The organism is Enterobacter sp. 940_PEND, assembly GCF_001059415.1.
GTDB classification, from domain to species: domain Bacteria; phylum Pseudomonadota; class Gammaproteobacteria; order Enterobacterales; family Enterobacteriaceae; genus Enterobacter; species Enterobacter cloacae_M.
In genome coordinates, this window is the sequence record NZ_JUMS01000011.1 from 1 (window position 1) to 22,467 (window position 22,467).

Annotated in this window: 22 protein-coding genes; 16 read left to right on the forward strand and 6 right to left on the reverse strand. The window is 57.4% G+C overall.

Annotation, left to right across the window (positions count from 1 at the left end):
- Positions 1 to 221: 221 nt before the first annotated feature.
- Positions 222 to 1,250: a 16S rRNA (guanine(1207)-N(2))-methyltransferase RsmC gene (gene rsmC / locus ADJ24_RS02815; protein WP_023310310.1), complete on the reverse strand. Its 1,029-nt coding sequence runs from the start codon at positions 1,248 to 1,250 to the stop codon at positions 222 to 224.
- Between the two features lie 102 nt (positions 1,251 to 1,352).
- Here rsmC and ADJ24_RS02820 point away from each other — a divergent pair, with 102 nt between their 5' ends.
- The 8 genes from ADJ24_RS02820 to ADJ24_RS02850 all read left to right on the forward strand — a co-directional run bounded on the left by ADJ24_RS02820 (position 1,353) and on the right by ADJ24_RS02850 (position 7,714).
- Complete coding sequence (locus tag ADJ24_RS02820) at positions 1,353 to 1,766, forward strand: DNA polymerase III subunit psi (RefSeq protein WP_023310311.1); 414 nt, start codon at positions 1,353 to 1,355, stop codon at positions 1,764 to 1,766.
- On the forward strand, positions 1,735 to 2,178 hold the full coding sequence (rimI, locus tag ADJ24_RS02825; RefSeq protein ID WP_023310312.1) for a ribosomal protein S18-alanine N-acetyltransferase: 444 nt from the start codon (positions 1,735 to 1,737) through the stop codon (positions 2,176 to 2,178). Before ADJ24_RS02820 ends, rimI begins: the two co-directional genes overlap by 32 nt.
- 19 nt (positions 2,179 to 2,197) lie before the next feature.
- The gene (gene yjjG / locus ADJ24_RS02830; RefSeq protein ID WP_023310313.1) at positions 2,198 to 2,875 is read left to right on the forward strand and encodes a pyrimidine 5'-nucleotidase; all 678 of its coding nucleotides are present in this window, start codon (positions 2,198 to 2,200) and stop codon (positions 2,873 to 2,875) included.
- Between the two features lie 91 nt (positions 2,876 to 2,966).
- On the forward strand, positions 2,967 to 4,556 hold the full coding sequence (prfC, locus tag ADJ24_RS02835; RefSeq protein ID WP_023310314.1) for a peptide chain release factor 3: 1,590 nt from the start codon (positions 2,967 to 2,969) through the stop codon (positions 4,554 to 4,556).
- Positions 4,557 to 4,855: 299 nt separating this feature from the next.
- Positions 4,856 to 5,473, forward strand: a complete 618-nt coding sequence (gene osmY, locus ADJ24_RS02840; RefSeq protein ID WP_023310315.1) for a molecular chaperone OsmY — start codon at positions 4,856 to 4,858, stop codon at positions 5,471 to 5,473.
- 127 nt (positions 5,474 to 5,600) lie between these two features.
- Positions 5,601 to 5,762 carry a DUF1328 domain-containing protein gene (locus ADJ24_RS23365; protein ID WP_003856556.1) on the forward strand — a complete coding sequence of 54 codons (162 nt, stop codon included), beginning with the start codon at positions 5,601 to 5,603 and terminating at the stop codon, positions 5,760 to 5,762.
- 120 nt (positions 5,763 to 5,882) lie between these two features.
- On the forward strand, positions 5,883 to 6,935 hold the full coding sequence (locus ADJ24_RS02845; RefSeq protein WP_023310316.1) for a patatin-like phospholipase family protein: 1,053 nt from the start codon (positions 5,883 to 5,885) through the stop codon (positions 6,933 to 6,935).
- Positions 6,932 to 7,714: a TatD family hydrolase gene (locus tag ADJ24_RS02850; protein ID WP_023310317.1), complete on the forward strand. Its 783-nt coding sequence runs from the start codon at positions 6,932 to 6,934 to the stop codon at positions 7,712 to 7,714. The genes ADJ24_RS02845 and ADJ24_RS02850 overlap by 4 nt, the downstream gene beginning before the upstream one ends.
- Here ADJ24_RS02850 and ADJ24_RS02855 read toward each other — a convergent pair.
- Together ADJ24_RS02855 and ADJ24_RS02860 are read right to left on the reverse strand one after the other, a co-directional pair.
- Positions 7,709 to 8,569, reverse strand: coding sequence for a YjjW family glycine radical enzyme activase (locus tag ADJ24_RS02855; RefSeq protein ID WP_023310318.1), 861 nt, complete (start codon positions 8,567 to 8,569; stop codon positions 7,709 to 7,711). The genes ADJ24_RS02850 and ADJ24_RS02855 overlap by 6 nt on opposite strands.
- Positions 8,544 to 10,091 carry a YjjI family glycine radical enzyme gene (locus tag ADJ24_RS02860; protein ID WP_023310319.1) on the reverse strand — a complete coding sequence of 516 codons (1,548 nt, stop codon included), beginning with the start codon at positions 10,089 to 10,091 and terminating at the stop codon, positions 8,544 to 8,546. Before ADJ24_RS02860 ends, ADJ24_RS02855 begins: the two co-directional genes overlap by 26 nt.
- A gap of 262 nt (positions 10,092 to 10,353) precedes the next feature.
- Here ADJ24_RS02860 and deoC point away from each other — a divergent pair, with 262 nt between their 5' ends.
- The 4 genes from deoC (at position 10,354) to deoD (ending at position 14,654) form a co-directional block, all read left to right on the forward strand.
- Positions 10,354 to 11,133 carry a deoxyribose-phosphate aldolase gene (gene deoC, locus ADJ24_RS02865; protein ID WP_023310320.1) on the forward strand — a complete coding sequence of 260 codons (780 nt, stop codon included), beginning with the start codon at positions 10,354 to 10,356 and terminating at the stop codon, positions 11,131 to 11,133.
- 109 nt (positions 11,134 to 11,242) lie between these two features.
- Positions 11,243 to 12,565: a thymidine phosphorylase gene (gene deoA, locus ADJ24_RS02870; protein WP_023310321.1), complete on the forward strand. Its 1,323-nt coding sequence runs from the start codon at positions 11,243 to 11,245 to the stop codon at positions 12,563 to 12,565.
- Positions 12,566 to 12,618: 53 nt separating this feature from the next.
- On the forward strand, positions 12,619 to 13,842 hold the full coding sequence (deoB, locus tag ADJ24_RS02875) for a phosphopentomutase (RefSeq protein WP_023310322.1): 1,224 nt from the start codon (positions 12,619 to 12,621) through the stop codon (positions 13,840 to 13,842).
- Between the two features lie 89 nt (positions 13,843 to 13,931).
- Positions 13,932 to 14,654, forward strand: a complete 723-nt coding sequence (deoD, locus tag ADJ24_RS02880; RefSeq protein WP_010427122.1) for a purine-nucleoside phosphorylase — start codon at positions 13,932 to 13,934, stop codon at positions 14,652 to 14,654.
- A gap of 61 nt (positions 14,655 to 14,715) precedes the next feature.
- On the opposite strand, the gene lplA is transcribed toward deoD, so the two are convergent.
- On the reverse strand, positions 14,716 to 15,732 hold the full coding sequence (lplA, locus tag ADJ24_RS02885) for a lipoate--protein ligase LplA (RefSeq protein WP_023310323.1): 1,017 nt from the start codon (positions 15,730 to 15,732) through the stop codon (positions 14,716 to 14,718).
- Between the two features lie 39 nt (positions 15,733 to 15,771).
- Positions 15,772 to 16,416, reverse strand: coding sequence for a YtjB family periplasmic protein (locus ADJ24_RS02890; RefSeq protein WP_023310324.1), 645 nt, complete (start codon positions 16,414 to 16,416; stop codon positions 15,772 to 15,774).
- Positions 16,417 to 16,533: 117 nt separating this feature from the next.
- On the opposite strand from ADJ24_RS02890, the gene serB reads away from it, so the two are divergent.
- From serB to nadR, 3 genes are read left to right on the forward strand one after another with little or no spacing between them, the layout of a single operon-like run.
- Positions 16,534 to 17,502 carry a phosphoserine phosphatase gene (serB, locus tag ADJ24_RS02895; RefSeq protein ID WP_023310325.1) on the forward strand — a complete coding sequence of 323 codons (969 nt, stop codon included), beginning with the start codon at positions 16,534 to 16,536 and terminating at the stop codon, positions 17,500 to 17,502.
- A gap of 11 nt (positions 17,503 to 17,513) precedes the next feature.
- The gene (gene radA / locus ADJ24_RS02900; protein ID WP_023310326.1) at positions 17,514 to 18,899 is read left to right on the forward strand and encodes a DNA repair protein RadA; all 1,386 of its coding nucleotides are present in this window, start codon (positions 17,514 to 17,516) and stop codon (positions 18,897 to 18,899) included.
- 37 nt (positions 18,900 to 18,936) lie between these two features.
- Complete coding sequence (gene nadR, locus ADJ24_RS02905; RefSeq protein WP_006810194.1) at positions 18,937 to 20,169, forward strand: multifunctional transcriptional regulator/nicotinamide-nucleotide adenylyltransferase/ribosylnicotinamide kinase NadR; 1,233 nt, start codon at positions 18,937 to 18,939, stop codon at positions 20,167 to 20,169.
- Between the two features lie 96 nt (positions 20,170 to 20,265).
- On the opposite strand, the gene ADJ24_RS02910 is transcribed toward nadR, so the two are convergent.
- Positions 20,266 to 21,267 (reverse strand): zinc-binding alcohol dehydrogenase family protein, encoded by a 1,002-nt coding sequence (locus ADJ24_RS02910; protein WP_023310327.1) that lies wholly within the window; start codon positions 21,265 to 21,267, stop codon positions 20,266 to 20,268.
- 108 nt (positions 21,268 to 21,375) lie between these two features.
- Here ADJ24_RS02910 and ADJ24_RS02915 point away from each other — a divergent pair, with 108 nt between their 5' ends.
- Complete coding sequence (locus ADJ24_RS02915; RefSeq protein ID WP_023310328.1) at positions 21,376 to 22,275, forward strand: LysR family transcriptional regulator; 900 nt, start codon at positions 21,376 to 21,378, stop codon at positions 22,273 to 22,275.
- Positions 22,276 to 22,467: the final 192 nt, after the last annotated feature.

A 22,467-nucleotide genomic window follows, 5' to 3' on the forward strand; every position in this document is an offset into this window, starting at 1 on the left:
GGACACTAACACCTGAAGCTAGCGCGTCTACCAATTCCGCCACCTTCGCATACCATCGATACTGTAAAAGTATCGTAACCACGGAGGCGCATTCTAGATGTTTTCAGCTTTACGTCAACAGAAAAGTGCGCGCTACGCCTTGATTGCTGCAAAAATGGCCGATGCAGGCGCCATGCGGAGCCGGATGGCGCTTGCGCTTATCCGGCCTGCTGGAGTGGAGATTACTTTTTGGCCTGGCGCGTCATGACGGTGCGGTAGACCTTAAAGCGGCCGGTCTGCGCGATCACTTCGTGGAAGCCGAAGGTTTCGTCCAGCACTTTCGGGTACGCCAGGAAGGCGTTCGCGACAATACGCAGCTCGCCGCCGCTGTTGAGGTGACGGACTGCGCCACGGATCAGCGTTTGCGCGGCTTCCAGGCTGGTCTCCATGCCGTCGTGGAACGGCGGGTTGGAGATAATCATGTCGAAGCGACCGGTGACGTCGGAGAAGACGTTGCTGGCAATCACCTCGCCTTCAATACCGTTTGCGGCAAGCGTTGCGCGGCTGGCTTCTACCGCCGGGGCGCTCACGTCACACAGGGTTAAACGCACTTTTGGTGAATGGCTGGCGAGCACGGTAGAGAGCACGCCCGCGCCGCAGCCCACGTCCAGCACTTTGCCTTTGGTGTGCGGCGTCAGGGTGGAGAGCAGCAGCTTGCTGCCCGTATCCAGCGCGTCACGGCTGAACACGCCCGGCAGGGTTTTGATGGTCAGGCCGTCAAGCTGGTACTCGTCCCAGTAAGCCTGTGGATCGAACGTTATCTGTTTTTCCAGACGGCCATGGTACAGACCACAGCGGCGTGCGCTGTCGACTTTATTCAGCGGCGCGTAGCCTTCCAGCATCTGTTCAGCGCTACGCACGCCGCTGCGGTTCTCACCCACAATGAAAATATCGCAGCCGACCGGCAGCAGGGAGAGCAGGTTCATCAGCTGGAACTGGGCTTCCGGCTTGTTCTTCGGCCAGTAGTAGATCAGCGTATCGCAGTCGGCGATATCGCTCTGCTCCGCCACCAGGCTAAAGCGCGCGCGCTCGCCCATCTGGCGGCTCAGCACCTGCCAGTGGTGGTAGTATTGGGTGTGGGCACGGCTTTCAGCACAGTCGAAACGCGCAGGCAGGTCATCCTGCATATCTCCGGCAAACAGAATACGGCTTTCTTCGAAATCATCACTGTGACGCAGCAAGACTTCACTTGCCGGGGTAAATGCAGACATGAATTGTTCCTCAATAAACTCAGGCGGGGATTATAGTAGGTAGATGGCGCACTTTCGACACATTTGCTATATTTGCGCGCCTGAGAGACAGGAGTTTTCCCTATGACATCCCGACGAGACTGGCAGTTGCAGCAGCTGGGCATTACCCAGTGGGCTTTGCGTCGCCCGACGGCGTTGCAGGGCGAAATCGCCATTTCCATCCCTGCGCACGTACGCCTGGTGATGGTGGCGGAAGAACTGCCTGCCCTGAATGAACCCCTGATCGATGATGTCCTTCGCAGCCTGAAGATGACGGCCGACCAGGTTTTACAGCTGACGCCAGAGCGTGTCGCGATGCTTCCTCCTGATAGCCGCTGTAACAGCTGGCGTATCGGAGAAACAAACGAGATCCCCCTCCAGGGGAGCCAGATCTGCACGCCAGCGCTGGACGAACTGAAAGCCAACCCAAAAGCGCGCAGCGCGCTATGGCAACAAATCTGCGAATATGAACACGATTTCTTCCCTCACGACGTCTGACCTGACCACAGCGTTTGCGATTGAAACACGCGCCCACGCGTTTCCGTGGAGCGAAAAAACCTTCGCCAGCAATCAGGGCGAACGGTATCTGAACTTCCGTCTGGACGTTGACGGCACCATGGCCGCCTTCGCGATCACGCAGGTGGTTCTTGATGAAGCGACGCTGTTTAATATTGCGGTTGATCCCGCGTTTCAGCGCCGTGGGCTGGGAAGAGAACTGCTCGAGCACCTCATTCGCGAGCTCGAAACCCGTGACGTTTTCACCCTGTGGCTGGAGGTGCGCGCGTCGAATGTCGCCGCCATCGCGCTCTATGAAAGCTTAGGCTTTAACGAGGCGACAATCCGCCGTAACTACTACCCCACCGCAGAGGGACGTGAAGACGCCATCATAATGGCTCTGCCGATTGGATAACGAATATAAGGTTGTAACGATGAAATGGGACTGGATTTTCTTTGATGCCGACGAAACGCTGTTTACGTTCGATTCGTTCGGCGGCCTGCAGCGGATGTTTCTCGACTATAGCGTGACCTTCACCGCTGAAGATTTTCAGGACTATCAGGCGGTAAACAAACCGCTGTGGGTGGATTACCAGAACGGTGCCATCACGGCGTTACAACTTCAGCACCAGCGCTTTGACGTCTGGGCGGAACGCTTAAAGGTCAGTCCGGGGACGCTGAATGATGCCTTCCTGAACGCGATGGCGGATATCTGTGCGCCACTGCCGGGTGCGGTTTCCCTGCTGAATGCGTTGAAAGGCAAGGTGAAACTGGGGATCATCACCAACGGTTTTACCGCCCTGCAGCAGATCCGCCTCGAGCGCACCGGCCTGCGCGATCATTTCGACGCGCTGGTGATCTCGGAAGAGGTTGGCGTGCCGAAGCCGGATCCGCGAATTTTCGACTACGCGCTGGCGCAGGCCGGAAATCCCGACCGCGATCGCGTCCTGATGGTGGGTGATACAGCAGAGTCAGATATCCTGGGCGGCATGAAGTCAGGTCTGTCGACCGTCTGGCTCAACGCGCATGGCCGCGTGAAGCCTGAAGGCATCGAGCCGACCTGGACCGTGACGTCGTTGAACGAACTGGAGCAACTCCTGTGTAAACAATGATTGCCTGCCCCCCATTGATGGGTAAAATAGCCGCAATTTTGTATTCCATGATGCGTGGCGTGCTGCCGCGCTTATAAAAGAAGATTTAATTATGACGTTGTCTCCTTATCTGCAAGAGGTGGCCAAGCGCCGCACTTTTGCCATTATCTCGCACCCGGATGCCGGTAAAACGACCATCACTGAGAAGGTGTTGCTGTTCGGACAGGCGATCCAGACTGCCGGTACCGTGAAGGGCCGTGGCTCCAGCCAGCATGCAAAATCCGACTGGATGGAGATGGAAAAGCAGCGTGGTATTTCGATTACCACCTCCGTGATGCAGTTCCCGTATCACGACTGCCTGGTGAACCTGCTGGATACCCCGGGCCACGAAGACTTCTCCGAAGATACCTACCGTACCCTGACGGCGGTGGACTGCTGTCTGATGGTGATCGACGCCGCGAAAGGTGTAGAAGACAGGACCCGCAAGCTGATGGAAGTCACCCGTCTGCGCGATACGCCGATCCTCACTTTCATGAACAAACTCGACCGCGACATCCGTGACCCGATGGAAGTGATGGACGAAGTGGAAAGCGAGCTGAAAATCGCCTGTGCGCCCATCACCTGGCCAATTGGCTGCGGTAAGCTGTTCAAAGGGGTGTATCACCTCTATAAAGACGAAACCTACCTGTATCAGACCGGTAAAGGCCACACCATTCAGGAAGTTCGCGTGGTGAAAGGTCTGGATAACCCTGAGCTGGACGTGGCAGTCGGCGAAGAGCTGGCCGCGCAGCTGCGCGACGAGCTGGAGCTGGTCAAAGGCGCGTCTCACGAATTCGACAAAGAGCTGTTCCTGAGCGGTGAAATCACCCCGGTCTTCTTCGGTACCGCGCTGGGTAACTTCGGCGTTGACCATATGCTGGACGGTCTGGTGGAGTGGGCGCCGCGCCCGATGCCGCGTAACACCGACACCCGTGAAGTGGAAGCGCAGGAAGAGAAATTCACCGGCTTCGTGTTCAAAATTCAGGCCAACATGGACCCGAAACACCGCGACCGCGTGGCCTTTATGCGCGTGGTGTCCGGTAAATATGAAAAGGGCATGAAGCTGCGCCAGGTGCGTACCGGTAAAGACGTGGTGATTTCCGACGCGTTGACCTTTATGGCGGGTGACCGTTCGCACGTTGAAGAGGCGTATCCGGGCGACATCATCGGTCTGCACAACCACGGCACTATTCAGATCGGCGATACGTTCACCCAGGGTGAAATGATGAAGTTCACCGGTATTCCGAACTTCGCACCGGAGCTGTTCCGTCGTATCCGTCTGCGCGATCCGCTGAAGCAGAAACAGCTGCTGAAAGGCCTGGTTCAGCTCTCCGAAGAGGGCGCCGTGCAGGTGTTCCGCCCAATCGCGAACAATGACCTGATCGTTGGCGCGGTCGGCGTGCTGCAGTTCGACGTGGTTGTCGCGCGTCTGAAGAGCGAGTACAACGTGGAAGCGATTTACGAGTCTGTGAACGTCGCGACCGCGCGCTGGGTTGAGTGTTCTGACGTTAAGAAATTCGAAGAATTTAAGCGTAAGAACGAAATTCAGCTGGCGCTGGATGGCGGCGATAACCTGACCTATATCGCGCCAACTATGGTGAACCTGAACCTGACGCAGGAACGTTACCCTGACGTTCAGTTCCGTAAAACCCGCGAGCACTAATCCCCTCTCAGAGCACGGCTCCCGCCGTGCTCTTCTTTAATTCCTGTCTTATTAATCCCTTGCGGAATGTTCTTAATTCAACGCAATTTCACGCTATTCGCGCGTTTTTTACCCAATTCTGAAAGCGGCTCTGTGAGAGTGATCTATATTTAACTCAGTGTTTAACACCGGGCGTGGATAAATTAACTGTTCAATGCATGACTTTAGGTTATCCATTTTGCCCGTGTGTTTATTCGCAATATATAAAACTACTAAGGAAGTATGTAGCCCGAATAACGGGTAAACACAGGAATAGATCGATGAATATGACAAGACTGAAGATTTCGAAAACTCTGCTGGCTGTAACCCTGGGTAGCGTTCTGGTGAGCGGTTCCGCTCTGGCGGAAAGCAGCACAATGGATAAAGCCCAGTCCACGGCCGATAGCGCAGGGCAAAAAATCGATAGCTCTATGAATAAAGTCGGCAACTTCATGGACGACAGCTCAATCACAGCAAAAGTGAAAGCCGCACTGGTGGATGATGAATCCATCAAAAGCACCGATATTTCCGTTAAGACCGACAAGAAAGTGGTCACGCTGAGCGGCTTCGTGGAAAGCCAGACTCAGGCCGAACAGGCGGTGAAAGTCGCGAAGGGCGTTGAAGGCGTTGCGTCCGTCAGCGATAAGCTGCACGTACGTGACGGTAAAAACGCGTCGGTGAAAGGTTATGCCGGTGATGCCGCTACTACCAGCGAAATCAAAGCTAAACTTTTAGCAGATGACATCGTGCCGTCCCGTAAGGTGAAAGTGGAAACCACCGATGGTGTGGTTCAGCTTTCCGGTACGGTAGATTCGCAGGCGCAAAGTGAACGCGCCGAGTCCATCGCGAAAGCGATTGACGGTGTGAAAAGCGTTAAAAACGATCTGAAAACGAAGTAAATCTGGACCATTCGCCCGTCTGGTTAAAACCTGCGGGCGAAATAAGAACGACTCTGGAAAAACGCCGGTGAGTGACCTGAGCGCTCACGTTTAGCGGCCGACATTAACTATGGTAAAGGAGAAGCTTATGTTTCGTTGGGGCATTATATTTCTGGTTATCGCGTTAATTGCCGCCGCATTGGGCTTTGGTGGACTGGCAGGTACAGCGGCATGGGCAGCTAAGATTGTGTTCGTTGTAGGTATTATTCTGTTCCTGGTCAGCCTGTTTACGGGTCGTAGACGTCCGTAGCAAACGCAATATTCCTTCAACAAAATAAAGCCAGTCACTGCGACTGGCTTTTTCTTATTTGCGTAACAGGTCGGGTGCGTTACTGTGGTGTTATAAAATAATCAAAACAGGAAAGCAGAGGTGGGGCAACGAATTCCCGTTACGCTCGGCAATATTGCGCCGCTGACGTTAAAGCCGTTTCGCGCAGGACAACTCGCGCTGGTCTGCGAAGGTGGAGGACAGCGCGGCATTTTCACCGCCGGCGTGCTGGATGAATTTATGCGCGCGCAGTTCAACCCGTTTGACCTTTACTTCGGCACCTCTGCCGGGGCGCAGAACCTCTCTGCCTATGTCTGTAACCAGCCTGGCTATGCGCGAAAGGTCATCATGCGCTACACCACGGCAAAAGAATTTTTTAATCCGGTGCGCTTTGTGCGCGGCGGCAACCTGATCGATCTCGACTGGCTGCTGGAGTCGACCTCCAGCCAGATGCCGCTGGCCATGGATACCGCTGCCCGTCTGTTTGATAGCGGCAAAGAGTTCTGGATGTGCGCCAGCCGGGGCGATGACTATTCGCCGGGCTATTTTTCTCCTCAGAAGGAGAACTGGCTGGACATCATCCGCGCCTCCAGCGCGATCCCCGGCTTTTATCGTACGGGAGCCCTGCTGGACGGCATTAGCTATCTGGACGGTGGGATCAGTGACGCTGTGCCGGTGCAGGAAGCCGCCCGGCGCGGGGCGAAAACCATTGTGGTGATCCGTACCGTACCGTCGCAAATGTATTACACGCCGCAGTGGTTTAAACGGATGGAGCGCTGGTTGGGCGACAGCAGCCTGCAGCCGCTGGTGAATATCGCGAAGCAGCATGAAACCACCTACGGCGCGATGCAGCGCTTCATTGAAAAACCGCCGGGTAAGCTGCGTATTTTTGAAATCTATCCGCCTAAGCCGCTGCTGAGTATGGCCCTGGGCAGCCGCGTCCCTGCGCTGCGCATGGATTACAAAACGGGGCGGCTGTGCGGGCGTTACTTCCTGGCGACGGTGGGGAAAATGCTGGCGGAGCAACCGCCGCTTCATCGCCATAAACGCATTATTTTGCCGCCTGCGATTGTCGCCAACGACGCCCTGACGACGCCGCTGGTGGATATTCCGCAGGCGAATGACGCTTTACTGGATAACGAGGATCTGGCGTGACGCTCCGCTTTGTCGATACCCACTGCCACTTTGATTTTCCGCCGTTTACGGGGGATGAAGACCAAAGCATTGCGAAAGCGGCTGAGGCAGGCGTTCAGGCTATTATTGTGCCGGCAGTGGAAGCGGCCTATTTTTCCCGGGTGCTGGATCTTTCCGCGCGGCACCCCGCGCTCTATGCCGCGCTCGGCCTGCATCCGATTGTGATTGAGCGGCATCTTGATGAGCACATTGAGAGGCTTGATGAGGTCGTGCAAACCGCAGGAGACAAACTTGTCGCCATCGGTGAGATCGGCCTCGATCTTTATCGCGAGGATCCGCAGTTTGAGCGCCAGCAGACGATCCTCGACGCGCAGCTCAGACTGGCGAAGCGCCACGATCTGCCGGTGATCCTCCACTCAAGACGCACGCACGATAAGCTGGCGATGCACCTGAAACGCATCGATCTGCCGCGCAGGGGCGTCGTGCACGGTTTCTCCGGCAGCCTGCAGCAGGCGCAGCGTTTCATTGAGCTGGGCTATAAAATCGGCGTCGGTGGCACTATCACCTATCCGCGCGCCAGTAAAACCCGGGACGTGATGGCACAGCTGCCGCTGTCGGCGCTTCTGCTGGAAACCGACGCGCCGGATATGCCGCTGAATGGTTTTCAGGGTCAGCCGAATCGCCCGGAACAGGCGGCGCGCGTGTTTACCACCCTGTGTGAACTGCGAAAAGAGCCTGAAGAGGTGATTGCCGATGCGCTGCTGGAAAATACCCGTTCGGTATTTGGCATCACGCTATAGGTAAAGCGCCGGGCGGATCACCGTTATCTTCTGTTTTTCCAGCGCCAGCGCCAGCGGTTCAACGTCCTCGGGCGTGGCGCTGCGCCATGAGGCCGCCTCACCGTAAACGCCCTGCGCATGAAACGCGTTGATGCGCACCGGTACATTTCCAAGCCCGTGGATAAAGGTCGTTAGCGGTTTGAGGTGTTCCAGATAATCACACTGCTCCGGAATCACCAGCAGGCGGAGTTCAGTCAAACGGTGACGATCTGCCAGCCAGCGGATGCTCTGCTTGATCTGCGGGTTTTCGCGCCCGGTCAGGAAACGGTGATGCTCGTTCCCCCACGCCTTCAGATCCAGCATCGCGCCATCCAGTACCGGCAGCAGCTTTTGCCAGCCGGTTTCGCTTAACAGACCGTTGCTGTCTACCAGGCAGGTGAGGTGACGCAGGGCGGGATCGGCTTTGATCGCGGTGAACAGGGCGATCAAAAATGGCAATTGCGTTGTGGCTTCACCGCCGCTCACGGTGATCCCTTCGATAAAGGGGGAGGATTTGCGGACATGAGTGAGGATCTCTTCCACGCTGAAGCGGTGCGCCATAGGCGTTGCCTGCTGCTGGCACAGGTGCAGGCAGGTGTCGCACTGCTGGCAGTCACTCTCCTGCCACCAGACGCGTCCGGCCTGAATCGTCAGCGCGTCGTGCGGGCAGTGGGGCACGCAGTCCCCGCAGTCATTGCAGCGACCGATCGTCCACGGGTTGTGGCAGGTTTTGCAGCGCAGGTTGCAGCCCTGCAGGAACAGCGCCAGGCGGCTGCCCGGCCCGTCCACGCAGGAAAAAGGAATGACCTGACTAACTAAAGCGCATCTGCTGTTCATGGCTAACCACGCGCGGCTGACGTTCCAGAATACGGGTATTGCGTGCGGCTTCTTCCCCCAGCCAGGTAGTATTGGTGCGCGATCCGGCTTCCCGGTATTTCTCCAGATCCGACAAGCGAACCATGTAGCCGGTCACGCGTACCAGATCGTTACCCGCTACGTTGGCGGTAAATTCACGCATACCGGCCCTGAACGCGCCCAGGCAAAGCTGAACCACCGCCTGCGGATTGCGTTTGACCGTCTCCTCCAGGGTGAGAATATCGCTGATTCCGGAGTGATAGTGTTTGTGATGCGGCGCAACGGCCAGCAGGTGGCTGACAGGATCCGGCTCATCGCCGTAGGGCAGGCGCGCGCCCGGCGTGGTGCCGGAGTCGGAGCTGATCCCCGACTGCGCGTGAAGCATCGCGCGGTGCTTCCAGCCGTGCTTCACCGGCGTGCTTTCAACGAACGCCGCAAGCTGTTCGCTGATGCGATAGCCCAGCGCGTTGGCCTGCTCGTCTTTTCCGTAACGGCCTTCAATGCCCTCCTTTTCACAGAGCGTATTCACCGCTTCCGCCAGGCCGTACATGCCAAACATGGGCACAAACCGATCGGCATCAATCAGCCCCTCTTTGACCAGGAAGCTATTCTCAAAGAAGCCAGATTGCTCGTACAGGAAACCGCAGCGCGCATCGATGATGGCAATTTGCTGCTGGCAGTAGTGCGGGAGCGCGCGGGTGAAGAAGTCTTCAATGGATGCGCTGCGTTCAGCAATGGCTTTGAGGTTGAGGCGCACCAGAGTGCTGCCACCGCCAGCAAGCGGCAGGGAGTTGTAACAGCTCACTACGCCGTAACGGCCTTTTGTGAAAATTTTATCATTCATCGGGCCATTAGAAATATGCGGTTTGCTGCATTCACATATGTTTTTTGCCACCTCAAGCAGCAGGTCGTCCGGGGTGATATCGGGATCGTAGATAAAGGTCAGGTTCGGCGCGACCTGCTTCAGCTCTGCATCGGCACGCAGAATGGCGCGCGCGACGGGTGTATCTTCAGGCCCGATGTTTGCGTGCATAAACGCATCCGGCAGCGTACGGTCGAGATAGCGCCAGAAACGTTTTATTCGGCTATCGACCTCTTCTTGTGTTAGAATTCTAACATATGGAGTTAATATCGCATCAAGCTGACCGAGATAGACCGGCATCGATGTGACGGACGGAACATGATGGTAGAGGATGGTTAACAGCGAGAGGGCGTCGTCGAGATCTTTCGCGCCTTCCAGCTCCAGCCACTCTGAACCGTTAGCCAGAAATTTTGCGTAATCCGGCAGAACGTAACGGGGTTTGTAAGACGCATGGCCTTCGAACATGTCGCAGATAAAACCCTCGTCCAGCGCGGCTCGTGCGGCCTCAGGAAGTGCCGGGTAAGGCAGGTTGTTCTCCGCTTCCAGCGCCAGAAAATGACGTTTTTGTTCCGGGGTTAACACCGGGCTTGTCACAATGTGCTGACAACGTTGTTGCAGGGCGTCGGGGCTGGAGTGGGGCATAGTCGCTTCCTTGAGTGTTCTGCGGATGATGAACGGATTGTAGGAAGCCAGCCTGTCGGGGCTTTTGATCCGACAGGGGGTATCGCTGCTTTAGTCGGCAACTTACGCATTAAAGTTTGAAGAAGATCTCATTACAGTAATGCAAATTTGTATGCAGTTTTCATTAACTGTGATGAATGTCGAAGTGTGGATGCGGGTGAATGTTAGAATACTCACAGACCCGCAAGGTAAAATTTATACGGCACTGCCGTTGGAGAATGTTATGACCGATTTAACTGCAAGCAGCCTGCGCGCGTTGAAACTGATGGACCTGACCACCCTGAACGATGACGACACCAATGAAAAAGTCATCGCCCTGTGCCATCAGGCGAAAACGCCGGTGGGTAACACCGCAGCCATCTGTATCTACCCGCGCTTTATCCCGATTGCCCGTAAGACGCTGAAAGAGCAGGGCACGCCGGACGTGCGTATTGCAACCGTAACTAACTTCCCGCATGGCAACGACGATATCGAGATTGCGCTGGCAGAAACCCGCGCGGCGATTGCCTACGGCGCAGACGAAGTTGACGTGGTGTTCCCGTACCGCGCGCTGATCGCCGGCAACGAGCAGGTCGGTTTTGACCTGGTGAAAGCCTGTAAAGACGCGTGCGCGGCGGCAAACGTGCTGCTGAAAGTGATCATCGAAACCGGCGAGCTGAAAGAAGAGGCGCTGATTCGTAAAGCATCTGAAATCTCCATCAAAGCCGGTGCGGATTTCATTAAAACCTCTACCGGTAAAGTGCCGGTGAATGCGACCCCGGAAAGCGCGCGCATCATGATGGAAGTGATCCGCGACATGGGCGTATCCAAAACCGTTGGTTTCAAACCTGCGGGCGGCGTGCGTACCGCCGAAGACGCGCAGCAGTTCCTGGCGATTGCCGACGAGCTGTTTGGCGCCGACTGGGCGGACTCCCGTCACTACCGCTTCGGTGCGTCCAGCCTGCTGGCCAGCCTGCTGAAAGCGCTGGGTCACGGCGACGGTAAGAGCGCAAGCAGCTACTGATTGCCAGACAATGCCGGATGACGCTTCGCTTATCCGGCCGACAGGATCGTAGGGCGGGTAAGCGTAGCGCCACCCGCCACAACTCCCCCGATTCCGCATGGAGGTTACCGTGTTTCTCGCACAAGAAATTATTCGTAAAAAACGTGATGGTCATGCATTAAGCGACGAAGAGATCCGCTTCTTTATCAACGGCATTCGTGATAACACCGTCTCAGAAGGGCAGATTGCGGCTCTGGCGATGACCATTTTCTTCCACGATATGTCGATGCCTGAGCGCGTGTCGCTGACCATGGCGATGCGAGATTCAGGAACCGTTCTGGACTGGAAAAGCCTCAACCTTAACGGCCCGATTGTGGATAAACACTCCACCGGCGGCGTGGGTGACGTGACGTCTCTGATGCTCGGCCCCATGGTGGCAGCCTGCGGCGGTTACATCCCGATGATCTCCGGGCGCGGCTTGGGCCACACCGGCGGTACGCTCGACAAACTGGAAGCCATTCCGGGCTTCGATATCTTCCCGGACGACAGCCGCTTCCGCGACATTATTAAAGACGTTGGTGTGGCGATTATCGGCCAGACCAGCTCTCTTGCTCCGGCAGACAAGCGTTTCTACGCGACCCGCGACATCACCGCGACCGTTGACTCCATCCCGCTGATCACCGCCTCTATCCTGGCGAAGAAACTGGCAGAAGGGCTGGACGCGCTGGTGATGGACGTGAAGGTCGGCAGCGGCGCCTTTATGCCAACCTATGAACTTTCTGCTGCGCTTGCCGAAGCGATCGTTGGGGTCTCCAACGGCGCGGGCGTGCGCACCACCGCGCTGCTCACTGACATGAATCAGGTGCTGGCCTCCAGCGCCGGTAACGCTGTCGAAGTGCGTGAAGCCGTCCAGTTCCTCACAGGCGAATACCGTAACCCGCGTCTGTTCGACGTCACCATGGCGCTGTGCGTTGAGATGTTAATCTCCGGCAAGCTGGCCAAAGACGACGCAGAAGCCCGCGCGAAGCTGCAGGCGGTGCTGGATAACGGCAAAGCGGCGGACATTTTCGGCCGCATGGTTGCAGCCCAGAAGGGCCCGACCGATTTCGTCGAAAACTACGCGAAATACCTGCCAACCGCGACGCTCAGCAAAGCGGTGTATGCCGATAGCGAAGGGTTTGTCTCTGCGATGGACACCCGTGCCCTCGGCATGGCGGTGGTCTCGATGGGCGGCGGCCGTCGTCAGGCGTCAGACACCATTGATTACAGCGTCGGCTTTACCGATATGGCCCGTCTGGGCGACAGCGTTGACGGTCAACGTCCGCTGGCGGTGATCCACGCCAAAGACGAAGCCAGCTGGCAGGAAGCGGCTAAAGCGGTGAAAGCGGCTATTATGCTTGACGATAAAGCGCCGGAAACCACACCGACTGTCTATCGCCGTATCACCGAATAGCGGTATACTGATCTGATCGATAATTTTTGAAGCACTACGTACGGAGAACAATTATGAAACGTGCATTTATTATGGTGCTGGACTCATTCGGCATCGGCGCAACCGAAGATGCAGAACGTTTTGGTGACGTGGGTTCCGATACCATGGGCCACATCGCGGAAGCCTGTGCGAAAGGCGAAGCGGACAACGGTCGTAAAGGCCCTCTGACTCTACCTAACCTGACCCGCCTCGGTCTGGTGAAAGCGCATGAAGGTTCTACCGGTAAAATCGCAGCCGGTATGGACGGCAACGCGGAAGTCGTGGGCGCCTATGGCTGGGCTCACGAACTCTCCTCCGGTAAAGACACCCCGTCTGGCCACTGGGAAATTGCCGGTGTGCCGGTGCTGTTCGACTGGGGTTACTTCTCCGATCACGAGAACAGCTTCCCGCAGGAGCTGCTCGATAAGCTAGTGAAGCGCGCCAACCTGCCGGGCTACCTCGGTAACTGCCACTCTTCCGGTACCGTGATTCTGGATCAGCTCGGCGAAGAACACATGAAAACCGGCAAGCCGATTTTCTACACCTCTGCTGACTCCGTGTTCCAGATTGCCTGCCACGAAGAGACGTTTGGCCTGGATAAACTCTACGAGCTGTGCGAAATCGCCCGTGAAGAGCTGACCGAAGGCGGCTACAACATTGGCCGCGTGATCGCGCGTCCGTTTATCGGCGACAAAGCGGGTAACTTCCAGCGTACCGGTAACCGTCATGACCTGGCCGTTGAGCCACCGGCACCGACCGTACTGCAGAAGCTGGTTGATGAGAAAGACGGCCACGTGGTTTCCGTGGGTAAAATCGCGGATATCTACGCCAACTGCGGCATCACCAAAAAAGTGAAAGCCACCGGTCTGGACGCGCTGTTTGATGCCACCATCAAAGAGATGAAAGAAGCGGGCGACAAGACTATCGTCTTCACCAACTTCGTGGACTTCGACTCCTCCTGGGGCCACCGTCGTGACGTAGCGGGCTATGCAGCAGGTCTTGAGCTGTTTGACCGTCGTCTGCCGGAGCTGATGGAGCTGGTGGGTGAAGATGACATTCTGATCCTGACCGCGGACCACGGCTGTGACCCAACCTGGACCGGTACCGACCACACCCGTGAGCACATTCCGGTGCTGGTGTACGGCCCGAAAGTGAAGCCGGGCTCGCTCGGTCACCGTGAAACCTTTGCGGACATCGGCCAGACCCTGGCGAAATACTTTGGTACGTCTGACATGGAATATGGCAAGGCCATGTTCTGAATCATGTTGGGTGAGGTCTGATGCCCTCACCCCGACCCTCTCCCACAGGGAGAGGGTGAAAAGAATAAACAATGTAAAAGGAACTGAAGATGGCAACTCCTCACATTAACGCAGAAATGGGTGATTTCGCTGACGTCGTATTGATGCCGGGCGACCCGCTGCGCGCGAAGCACATTGCAGAAACTTTCCTGGAAGACGTGCGTGAAGTGAACAACGTTCGCGGCATGCTGGGCTTCACCGGTACCTATAAAGGCCGCAAAATCTCCGTTATGGGCCACGGTATGGGTATCCCATCCTGCTCTATCTACACCAAAGAGCTGATCACCGACTTCGGCGTGAAGAAAATCATCCGCGTAGGCTCCTGCGGCGCGGTGCGCATGGACGTTAAGCTGCGCGACATCGTTATCGGTATGGGTGCCTGCACCGATTCCAAAGTTAACCGCATGCGTTTCAAAGACCATGACTTCGCGGCGATTGCTGACTTCGGCATGGTGCGTGACGCGGTTGACGCGGCAAAAGCGCTGGGCGTTGAAGCGCGCGTGGGTAACATCTTCTCTGCTGACCTGTTCTATGCCCCGGACGGCGGCGAGATGTTCGACGTGATGGAAAAATACGGCATCCTGGGCGTGGAAATGGAAGCGGCGGGTATTTACGGCGTCGCGGCTGAGTTTGGTGCGAAAGCGCTGACCATCTGCACCGTGTCTGACCACATCCGTACCCACGAGCAGACCACTGCTGCCGAGCGTCAGACTACCTTTAACGACATGATCAAAATCGCGCTGGAATCCGTTCTGCTGGGCGATAAAGAGTAATTCTGTCTCTTCCCTCCCTCTCCCAGTGGGAGAGGGCCGGGGTGAGGGCACCAGACCGCACCTAGCGCACGGCCTGTGCAATCCACGCCGACAGCTCCCGCAGCTCTTTTTCCTGCTCCGGGAAATCTCCGATCAACGCGTCGCATTCCTGCTGCAGCATATCTGCCCTGTACAAACAGCCCTGCAAACGTGCCGCCAGCGCCTCTAACGGTGCCGGGTTCAGGCTATCGGTAAACACCTGCGTGCGGGTGATATGGCCTTTCTCCACGTCAAAATGCAGCTCCACGCCGCCCCAGGTAAAACGCTCGTCCAGCAGATGGGAAAACGCAGGAGCCTGACCGAAGTTCCACTCCCAGCTGCTCTGGCGGGCGAAGGTTTCGGCGAAGTTGGGCAGGTCCGGGTTTTTTTCAGGGGAGATGACTTCTGCTTCAACGCGCTCGCCGTAATGTTCAAAGAACGCGTCACCGATGGCATCGCAAATCTGCTCGTGCGTGATCCCCGGCAGCAGCTCCACCAGATTTGCCACGCGGCCGCGTACGGAGGTAATTCCTTTGGCCTGGAGCTTTTTCTTATCCGGATTCAGGTAGTTCGCCAGACGGCTCAGATCGGCGTTCAGCAACAGGGTGCCGTGGTGGAAGCCGCGATCCATCGTTTCACGGTAGGCGGAGCCGGAGACCTTCCGGTCGCCCTCGGGGGTTTTCACCACCAGATCGTTACGCCCGGAGGCTTCTGCCGTCACGCCGAGTGAATTGAGCGCGTTGAGGACGATGGACGTTGAGATGGTTTTATCGTATTCCGGTTTGCCCGCCATAAAGGTAAAGCAGGTATTGCCCAGATCGTGAAACACCGCGCCGCCGCCGCTGCTGCGGCGCGCGAGACGGACGTTGTCCTCTTCCATGCGCCGCGTATTGCACTCTTTCCACGGGTTTTGCGCGCGGCCGATGACCACCGTATCGGCGTTACGCCAGAGAAACAGTACGCGCTGGGTAGCGGGCATCTGGCGGAAGATGCACTCTTCTACCGCGAGATTAAACCAGGGATCGTAAGAGTCAGAGATAAGCAGGCGTAACGTCGTCATGGCAAAGTTCCTTTTCCGAATCGTTCGCCTACTTTATCACTAATCTTTCTTCTCGCTCTCTTCGTCTTCGGGGACGGATTTGCTGGCGGTCAGCAGGAACGGGGATTGCTGCCAGCGCGAGCGCTTGCCGCGAAGCAGGGTGCGCGCCAGCACAACGCCGATGGCGAGTGAAAGCAGCAGCATCAGGCGCAGAATATTGGTGGTATTATCGACCTGTTTGGCTTCAGTAGGCAGGGTGTGGGTATCGAGGGTCAGGCGCAGATAGCCCAGCGGGCCATTCTTCCCCTGAATAGGTTCGACAATCTGCTGGTTAAAGTAGCCCCCGGCTTTTTTCCCGTCCAGCGCCAGCCTGTCGCGCACGTCGACGTGCTCGCCCGCGCGGGCAATCAGGTTGCCTTGCTCATCATAGACGCCAGCATCAAGAATGCGGCTGTTCTCCGTGAGCAGGCGTAAAACCTGGCCTATCCGCTTATCGTCCGGCGTTTCGGTACGCATGGACGGTGCGACGTTGAGCGTCACCTGGCGCGCCAGCGTGCGGGCCAGCTCTTCAAACTGCGGGTTGCGTTGCCGTTGATGGTTCTGGCTAAACCACGATGCCCCTTGCATCAGCACCACTAATAGTGCGAGACAGGAAAGGACAATCACGGCGCGATGAAGCCGGAATTTCAGTTTTGCGCGAGCCATATTCCACCTGCTGAAAATTTACGGCTTAATGTTGCCAGAAGTGATGGTTACAGGGTAGCCTCATGCGTTATTTTCCCTCTGCAACCTTCCGGCGCGAACGAAATTACAGGAGCTTTAATGCCGAACATTACCTGGTGTGACCTGCCAACGGATGTCTCTTTATGGCCAGGATTGCCGCTCTCTTTAAGTGGCGATGAGGTGATGCCTCTGGATTACCACGCCGGTCGTAGCGGCTGGCTCCTCTACGGACGCGGTCTGGATAAGCAACGCCTGACTCAGTATCAAAGCAAGCTCGGTGCGGCAATGGTCATCGTCGCCGCCTGGTGCGTGGAAGACTACCAGGTTATTCGCCTGGCGGGTTCCCTGACGCAGCGCGCAACGCGTCTGGCGCATGACGCCGGGCTGGACGTCGCGCCGCTGGGTAAAATTCCACACCTGAAAACCCCGGGCCTGCTGGTGATGGACATGGACTCAACCGCCATTCAGATCGAGTGTATTGACGAGATTGCGAAGCTGGCGGGCAGCGGCGAGCTGGTGGCGGAAGTCACCGAACGTGCGATGCGCGGCGAGCTGGACTTCACCGCCAGCCTGCGCCAGCGCGTGGCGACCCTGAAAGGGGCCGATGCCAACATTCTGCGTCAGGTGCGCGACGTGCTGCCGCTGATGCCAGGGCTGACGCAGCTGGTGCTGAAGCTGCAGTCCCTCGGCTGGAAGGTGGCGATTGCCTCCGGTGGCTTCACCTTCTTCGCGGATTACCTGCGGGAAAAACTGCATCTGACCACCGTGGTGGCCAACGAGCTGGAGATCATGGACGGCAAGCTGACCGGCCAGGTAATCGGCGATATCGTAGATGCCCAGTACAAAGCCAATACGCTGACGCGTCTGGCGGAAAAATATGAAATTCCGGTCGTCCAGACCGTCGCCATCGGCGATGGCGCGAACGACCTGCCGATGATCAAAGCCGCCGGGCTGGGCATTGCCTACCATGCCAAGCCAAAAGTGAATGAAAAGACGGAAGTCACTATCCGTCACGCTGACCTGATGGGGGTGTTCTGCATTCTCTCCGGCAGCATTAATCAGAAATAACGAGGTAAACCGTGGCGAAAGCTCCAAAACGCGCATTTGTCTGTAATGAATGTGGTGCGGATTATCCGCGCTGGCAGGGGCAATGCAGCGCCTGTCATGCCTGGAACACCATCACCGAAGTGCGTGGTGTGGCGGCTTCGCCGAGCGTGGCGCGCAATGAACGCCTGAGCGGCTATGCCGGTAACGCGGGCGTGGCGAAGGTGCAAAAACTTTCGGACATCAGCCTCGAAGAGCTGCCGCGCTTCTCCACCGGGTTCAAAGAGTTTGACCGCGTGCTCGGCGGCGGCGTGGTGCCGGGCAGCGCGATCCTGATCGGCGGTAACCCGGGCGCGGGTAAATCGACCCTGCTGCTGCAAACGCTCTGCAGGCTCGCCGAACAGATGAAAACCCTGTACGTCACGGGCGAAGAATCACTCCAGCAGGTGGCGATGCGCGCGCACCGTCTGGGCCTGCCGACCGGCAACCTGAACATGCTCTCCGAAACCAGCATCGAGCAGATCTGCATGATCGCTGAAGAAGAGCAGCCGAAGCTGATGGTGATCGACTCCATCCAGGTGATGCACATGGCGGACATTCAGTCTTCGCCGGGCAGCGTCGCGCAGGTGCGTGAAACCGCGGCTTACCTGACGCGCTTTGCCAAAACGCGCGGCGTGGCGATTGTGATGGTCGGCCACGTGACCAAAGACGGCTCGCTGGCCGGGCCGAAGGTGCTGGAACACTGTATCGACTGCTCCGTAATGCTCGATGGCGACGCGGATTCTCGCTTCCGTACCCTGCGCAGCCACAAGAACCGCTTTGGGGCGGTGAACGAACTGGGCGTGTTTGCCATGACCGAACAGGGGCTGCGCGAAGTCAGCAATCCGTCGGCCATCTTCCTGAGCCGCGGCGATGAGATCACCTCCGGCAGCTCGGTGATGGTGCTGTGGGAGGGGACGCGCCCGCTGCTTGTTGAAATTCAGGCGCTGGTGGACGTGTCGATGATGGGCAACCCGCGGCGCGTGGCGGTCGGTCTGGAACAGAACCGTCTGGCGATCCTGCTGGCGGTGCTGCACCGTCACGGCGGGCTGCAGATGGCGGATCAGGACGTTTTCGTTAACGTGGTCGGCGGCGTCAAAGTCACGGAGACCAGCGCAGACCTGGCGCTGCTGCTGGCGATGGTTTCCAGCCTGCGAGACAGACCGCTGCCGCAGGATCTGGTGGTATTCGGCGAAGTGGGCCTCGCCGGGGAAATCCGTCCGGTACCCAGCGGCCAGGAGCGTATCTCCGAGGCGGCAAAACACGGTTTCCGCCGGGCGATCGTTCCCGCCGCCAACGTGCCAAAAAAGATCCCGGAAGGGATGCAGGTATTTGGCGTGAAAAAACTCGCAGATGCGTTAAATGTCTTTGACGACTTATAATTACGTAAATTTGATTTTGCAGGAGGCACCGTAATTTATGTCATCATTTGACTACATCAAGACCGCTATCCGCCAGAAGGGCTGCACGCTGCAGCAGGTGGCGGACGCCAGCGGCATGACCAAAGGCTACCTGAGCCAGCTGCTGAACGCCAAAATCAAAAGCCCCAGCGCGCAGAAGCTGGAAGCGCTGCACCGCTTTCTGGGGCTGGAGTTCCCGCGTATGCAAAAGAACATCGGCGTGGTGTTCGGCAAGTTTTACCCCCTGCATACCGGACATATCTATCTGATCCAGCGCGCCTGTAGCCAGGTTGACGAGCTGCACATCATCATGGGCTACGACGAAACCCGTGACCGTCAGCTGTTTGAAGACAGCGCCATGTCGCAGCAGCCGACCGTGCCGGACCGCCTGCGCTGGCTGCTCCAGACCTTTAAGTATCAGAAAAATATTCGTATTCATGCCTTTAACGAAGAGGGCATGGAGCCGTATCCGCACGGCTGGGACGTGTGGAGCAACGGCATCAAAGCGTTTATGGAAGAGAAGGGCATTGCGCCTAACTGGATCTACACCTCTGAAGAGTCCGACGCGCCGCAGTTCCGCGAGCATCTGGGTATCGAGACGGTGCTGATCGACCCGAAACGTACCTTTATGAACATCAGCGGAGCGCAGATCCGCGAGAACCCGTTCCGCTACTGGGATTACATCCCGACCGAGGTGAAGCCGTTCTTCGTGCGTACCGTCGCGATCCTGGGCGGCGAGTCGAGCGGTAAATCAACGCTGGTCAACAAGCTGGCGAACATCTTCAACACCACCAGCGCGTGGGAGTACGGCCGCGATTATGTCTTCTCGCACCTTGGCGGCGACGAGATGGCGCTGCAGTATTCCGACTACGACAAAATCGCGCTCGGTCATGCCCAGTACATTGATTTTGCGGTGAAATATGCCAACAAAGTGGCGTTTATCGATACCGATTTCGTGACCACGCAGGCGTTCTGTAAAAAATACGAAGGGCGCGAGCACCCGTTCGTGCAGGCGCTGATTGACGAATACCGCTTTGACCTGGTGATCCTGCTGGAGAACAACACCCCGTGGGTGGCCGACGGCATGCGCAGCCTCGGCAGCTCCGTGGACAGGCGGGAATTCCAGTCCATGCTGGTGGAGATGCTCAACGAAAACAACGTTGAGTTTGTCCATGTGGAAGAGTCGGACTATGACTCCCGTTTCCTGCGCTGCGTCGAGCTGGTGAAGGAGATGATGGGGGAGCAGGGGTAAAAACTTACCCCTCACCCTAACCCTCTCCCACAGGGAGAGGGGACGTTAACCTCCCTCTCCCTGTGGGAGAGGGACGGGGTGAGGGCATCAAGCCACTCAGAACTCAACCACCACTTTCCCCCGCATATGTCCCTCCAGCACTTTACGGTGCGCCTCGGTAATGCTCTCCACGCTCAGCCCGTGCAGCGTTTCACTCAGTGAGCTTTCCACCACGCCGTTATCCACCAGCTTTGCCACCTCATTGAGGATCTCACCCTGACGCGCCATATCCGCGGTCTGATACATGCTGCGGGTGTACATAAATTCCCAGTGCAGGGCGGCGGATTTGGACTTCAGCTTGTCTTGGTTCAGCGGACGTTCATTCTCAACGATGGAACAGATATGCCCCTGAGGCGCAATCAGGTCGCTGACCGCATCCCAGTGCCCGTCGGTGTCGTTGAGGATGAAAATGTAATCCACAAAGGTCAGCCCCTGTTTCGTCAGCTCCCCTTTCAGGTCGCGGTAGTTGACGACAACGTCAGCCCCGCGATCGCGACACCAGCGGGCGGAATCTTCTCTTGATGCCGTCGCGATGATTTTCACCTTGCTGTTGTGCTTTGCAAAGGGGATCGCCAGCGATCCCACTCCGCCCGCGCCGCCAATGATCAGCAGCGTTTTATCCGCCCCGGCATCCTGAATGTTCAGCCGCTCGAATAATCCTTCCCAGGCTGTAAGGGCGGTCAGTGGCAACGCGGCAGCCGCGGCCCAGCCGAGGCTGGCAGGCTTGTGCCCGACAATGCGCGCGTCGATCAGCTGGTGCGTGGTATTGCTGCCCGGGCGGGTAATGTCGCCCGCGTACCACACTTCATCCCCCGGTTTGAATCCGGTGACGCCACCCCCAACGGCTTTGACGATCCCGCTGGCATCCCACCCGAGGATGCGCGGCTCATTCAGCCCGTTCCTGGCAATGCCCGCATGGACTTTGGTATCGACCGGGTTAACGGAGACGGCTTTCACCTCCACCAGCAGATCGTGCTCGCCGGGCTGCGGCATCGGCGGGGTGATTTCAATGAAGGTGGACGGATTTTCTGGGTTAACGGCAATGGCTTTGACAGACATGGTGTACTCCTCAATGAAATGCGTTTTGTTGAGGCTAGTCTATAAAGTGGCCAGCTGCGTGATAAGATGGACAATCAAGAACTCAGCGTTCGTACAGGGTGAACAATCATGTTTAAACAGCTGCAGGATATGGCGCTGTTCGCGCTGGTGGCGGAGATGGGCAGCTTTACCGCTGCCGCGCAGAAAGCCGAACTGCCGAAATCCAGCGTAAGCCAGCGAATTAGCCAGCTGGAACAGCAGGTGGGTATCCGCCTGCTGAACCGCACCACGCGCAGGATCAGCCTCACGTTTGCGGGCGAGCACTATCTGGTGCACTGTCGCGAGATGCTGGCGGCCAGCGAGCGGGCAGAGTACGCCATTCAGCGCCTGCGCGAAAACCCCAGCGGGCGGCTGCGGATCACCTGTCCGGCGGGGATAGGGGCGACGCTGCTGGCGCATATGAACGCCGAGTTCCAGCTTCGCTATCCTGACGTTTCGCTGGATGTGTCAATTTCTGATGATGTGGTGGATCTGGTCGAGGCCGGTTTTGACGTAGCGCTGCGCACCGGTAAGCCGCAGGACTCCTCCCTGATTGGCCGGATGATCGGGCACTGCCCGCGTTATATGCTGGCTTCGCCGGACTATCTGGCGCGTCGGGATCCGCTGACGCATCCCCGCCAGCTGGTGGAGCACCGCTGCATTACGCACAGGGCGTGGTCGGAGTGGCTTCTGCGAAGCGAGAGCGAGGATTACCGCTACCTGCCGGATAACGCGCACATGACCGATAATCTGGTATACGCCCGCGAGTGTGCGATTGCCGGTGCGGGGATCACGCTCTTACCCGCATTTCTGCTGGAAGATAAAATTGAAAAAGGTGCGCTGGTTCAGGTGCTGCCGGAGTGGAATGTTGAAGGTAACGATCTGTGGCTGGCGTATCCAAGCCGCAAGCTGAACTCGCCCGCGCTGATGAGCTATATCGACTTTGCGATGCAGTTTGACGAGGTGAAGCGGTATTACGTGGGCAAATAAAAAAGCCGGGTGGCGCTCACGCTTACCCGGCCTACAAACTGTGCGGCCTAATGCCATCACCCAGGCCCTCTCCTTGGGGCTGAGGATTCCCCATAAAATAATGCTAGCACGGACGACCCCCCTCTCCCTTGAGGGAGAGGGGTGGGGTGAGGGGGAACATACGGCTCTGGTGGTCATTCCGTTCACTTTATG

What these genes read in the sequence shown, in the direction of transcription:
- prfC (WP_023310314.1), top strand. Translation starts at nt 2,967, where the DNA reads ATGACGTTGTCTCCTTATCTGCAAGAGGTGGCCAAGCGCCGCACTTTT.
- ADJ24_RS02910 (WP_023310327.1), bottom strand. Translation starts at nt 21,267, where the DNA reads ATGTCTGTCAAAGCCATTGCCGTTAACCCAGAAAATCCGTCCACCTTC.
- ADJ24_RS02820 (WP_023310311.1), top strand. Translation starts at nt 1,353, where the DNA reads ATGACATCCCGACGAGACTGGCAGTTGCAGCAGCTGGGCATTACCCAG.
- serB (WP_023310325.1), top strand. Translation starts at nt 16,534, where the DNA reads ATGCCGAACATTACCTGGTGTGACCTGCCAACGGATGTCTCTTTATGG.
- rimI (WP_023310312.1), top strand. Translation starts at nt 1,735, where the DNA reads ATGAACACGATTTCTTCCCTCACGACGTCTGACCTGACCACAGCGTTT.
- deoB (WP_023310322.1), top strand. Translation starts at nt 12,619, where the DNA reads ATGAAACGTGCATTTATTATGGTGCTGGACTCATTCGGCATCGGCGCA.
- ADJ24_RS23365 (WP_003856556.1), top strand. Translation starts at nt 5,601, where the DNA reads ATGTTTCGTTGGGGCATTATATTTCTGGTTATCGCGTTAATTGCCGCC.
- nadR (WP_006810194.1), top strand. Translation starts at nt 18,937, where the DNA reads ATGTCATCATTTGACTACATCAAGACCGCTATCCGCCAGAAGGGCTGC.
- yjjG (WP_023310313.1), top strand. Translation starts at nt 2,198, where the DNA reads ATGAAATGGGACTGGATTTTCTTTGATGCCGACGAAACGCTGTTTACG.
- ADJ24_RS02890 (WP_023310324.1), bottom strand. Translation starts at nt 16,416, where the DNA reads ATGGCTCGCGCAAAACTGAAATTCCGGCTTCATCGCGCCGTGATTGTC.
- rsmC (WP_023310310.1), bottom strand. Translation starts at nt 1,250, where the DNA reads ATGTCTGCATTTACCCCGGCAAGTGAAGTCTTGCTGCGTCACAGTGAT.
- ADJ24_RS02855 (WP_023310318.1), bottom strand. Translation starts at nt 8,569, where the DNA reads ATGAACAGCAGATGCGCTTTAGTTAGTCAGGTCATTCCTTTTTCCTGC.
- deoD (WP_010427122.1), top strand. Translation starts at nt 13,932, where the DNA reads ATGGCAACTCCTCACATTAACGCAGAAATGGGTGATTTCGCTGACGTC.
- lplA (WP_023310323.1), bottom strand. Translation starts at nt 15,732, where the DNA reads ATGACGACGTTACGCCTGCTTATCTCTGACTCTTACGATCCCTGGTTT.
- deoC (WP_023310320.1), top strand. Translation starts at nt 10,354, where the DNA reads ATGACCGATTTAACTGCAAGCAGCCTGCGCGCGTTGAAACTGATGGAC.
- osmY (WP_023310315.1), top strand. Translation starts at nt 4,856, where the DNA reads ATGAATATGACAAGACTGAAGATTTCGAAAACTCTGCTGGCTGTAACC.
- ADJ24_RS02860 (WP_023310319.1), bottom strand. Translation starts at nt 10,091, where the DNA reads ATGCCCCACTCCAGCCCCGACGCCCTGCAACAACGTTGTCAGCACATT.
- ADJ24_RS02915 (WP_023310328.1), top strand. Translation starts at nt 21,376, where the DNA reads ATGTTTAAACAGCTGCAGGATATGGCGCTGTTCGCGCTGGTGGCGGAG.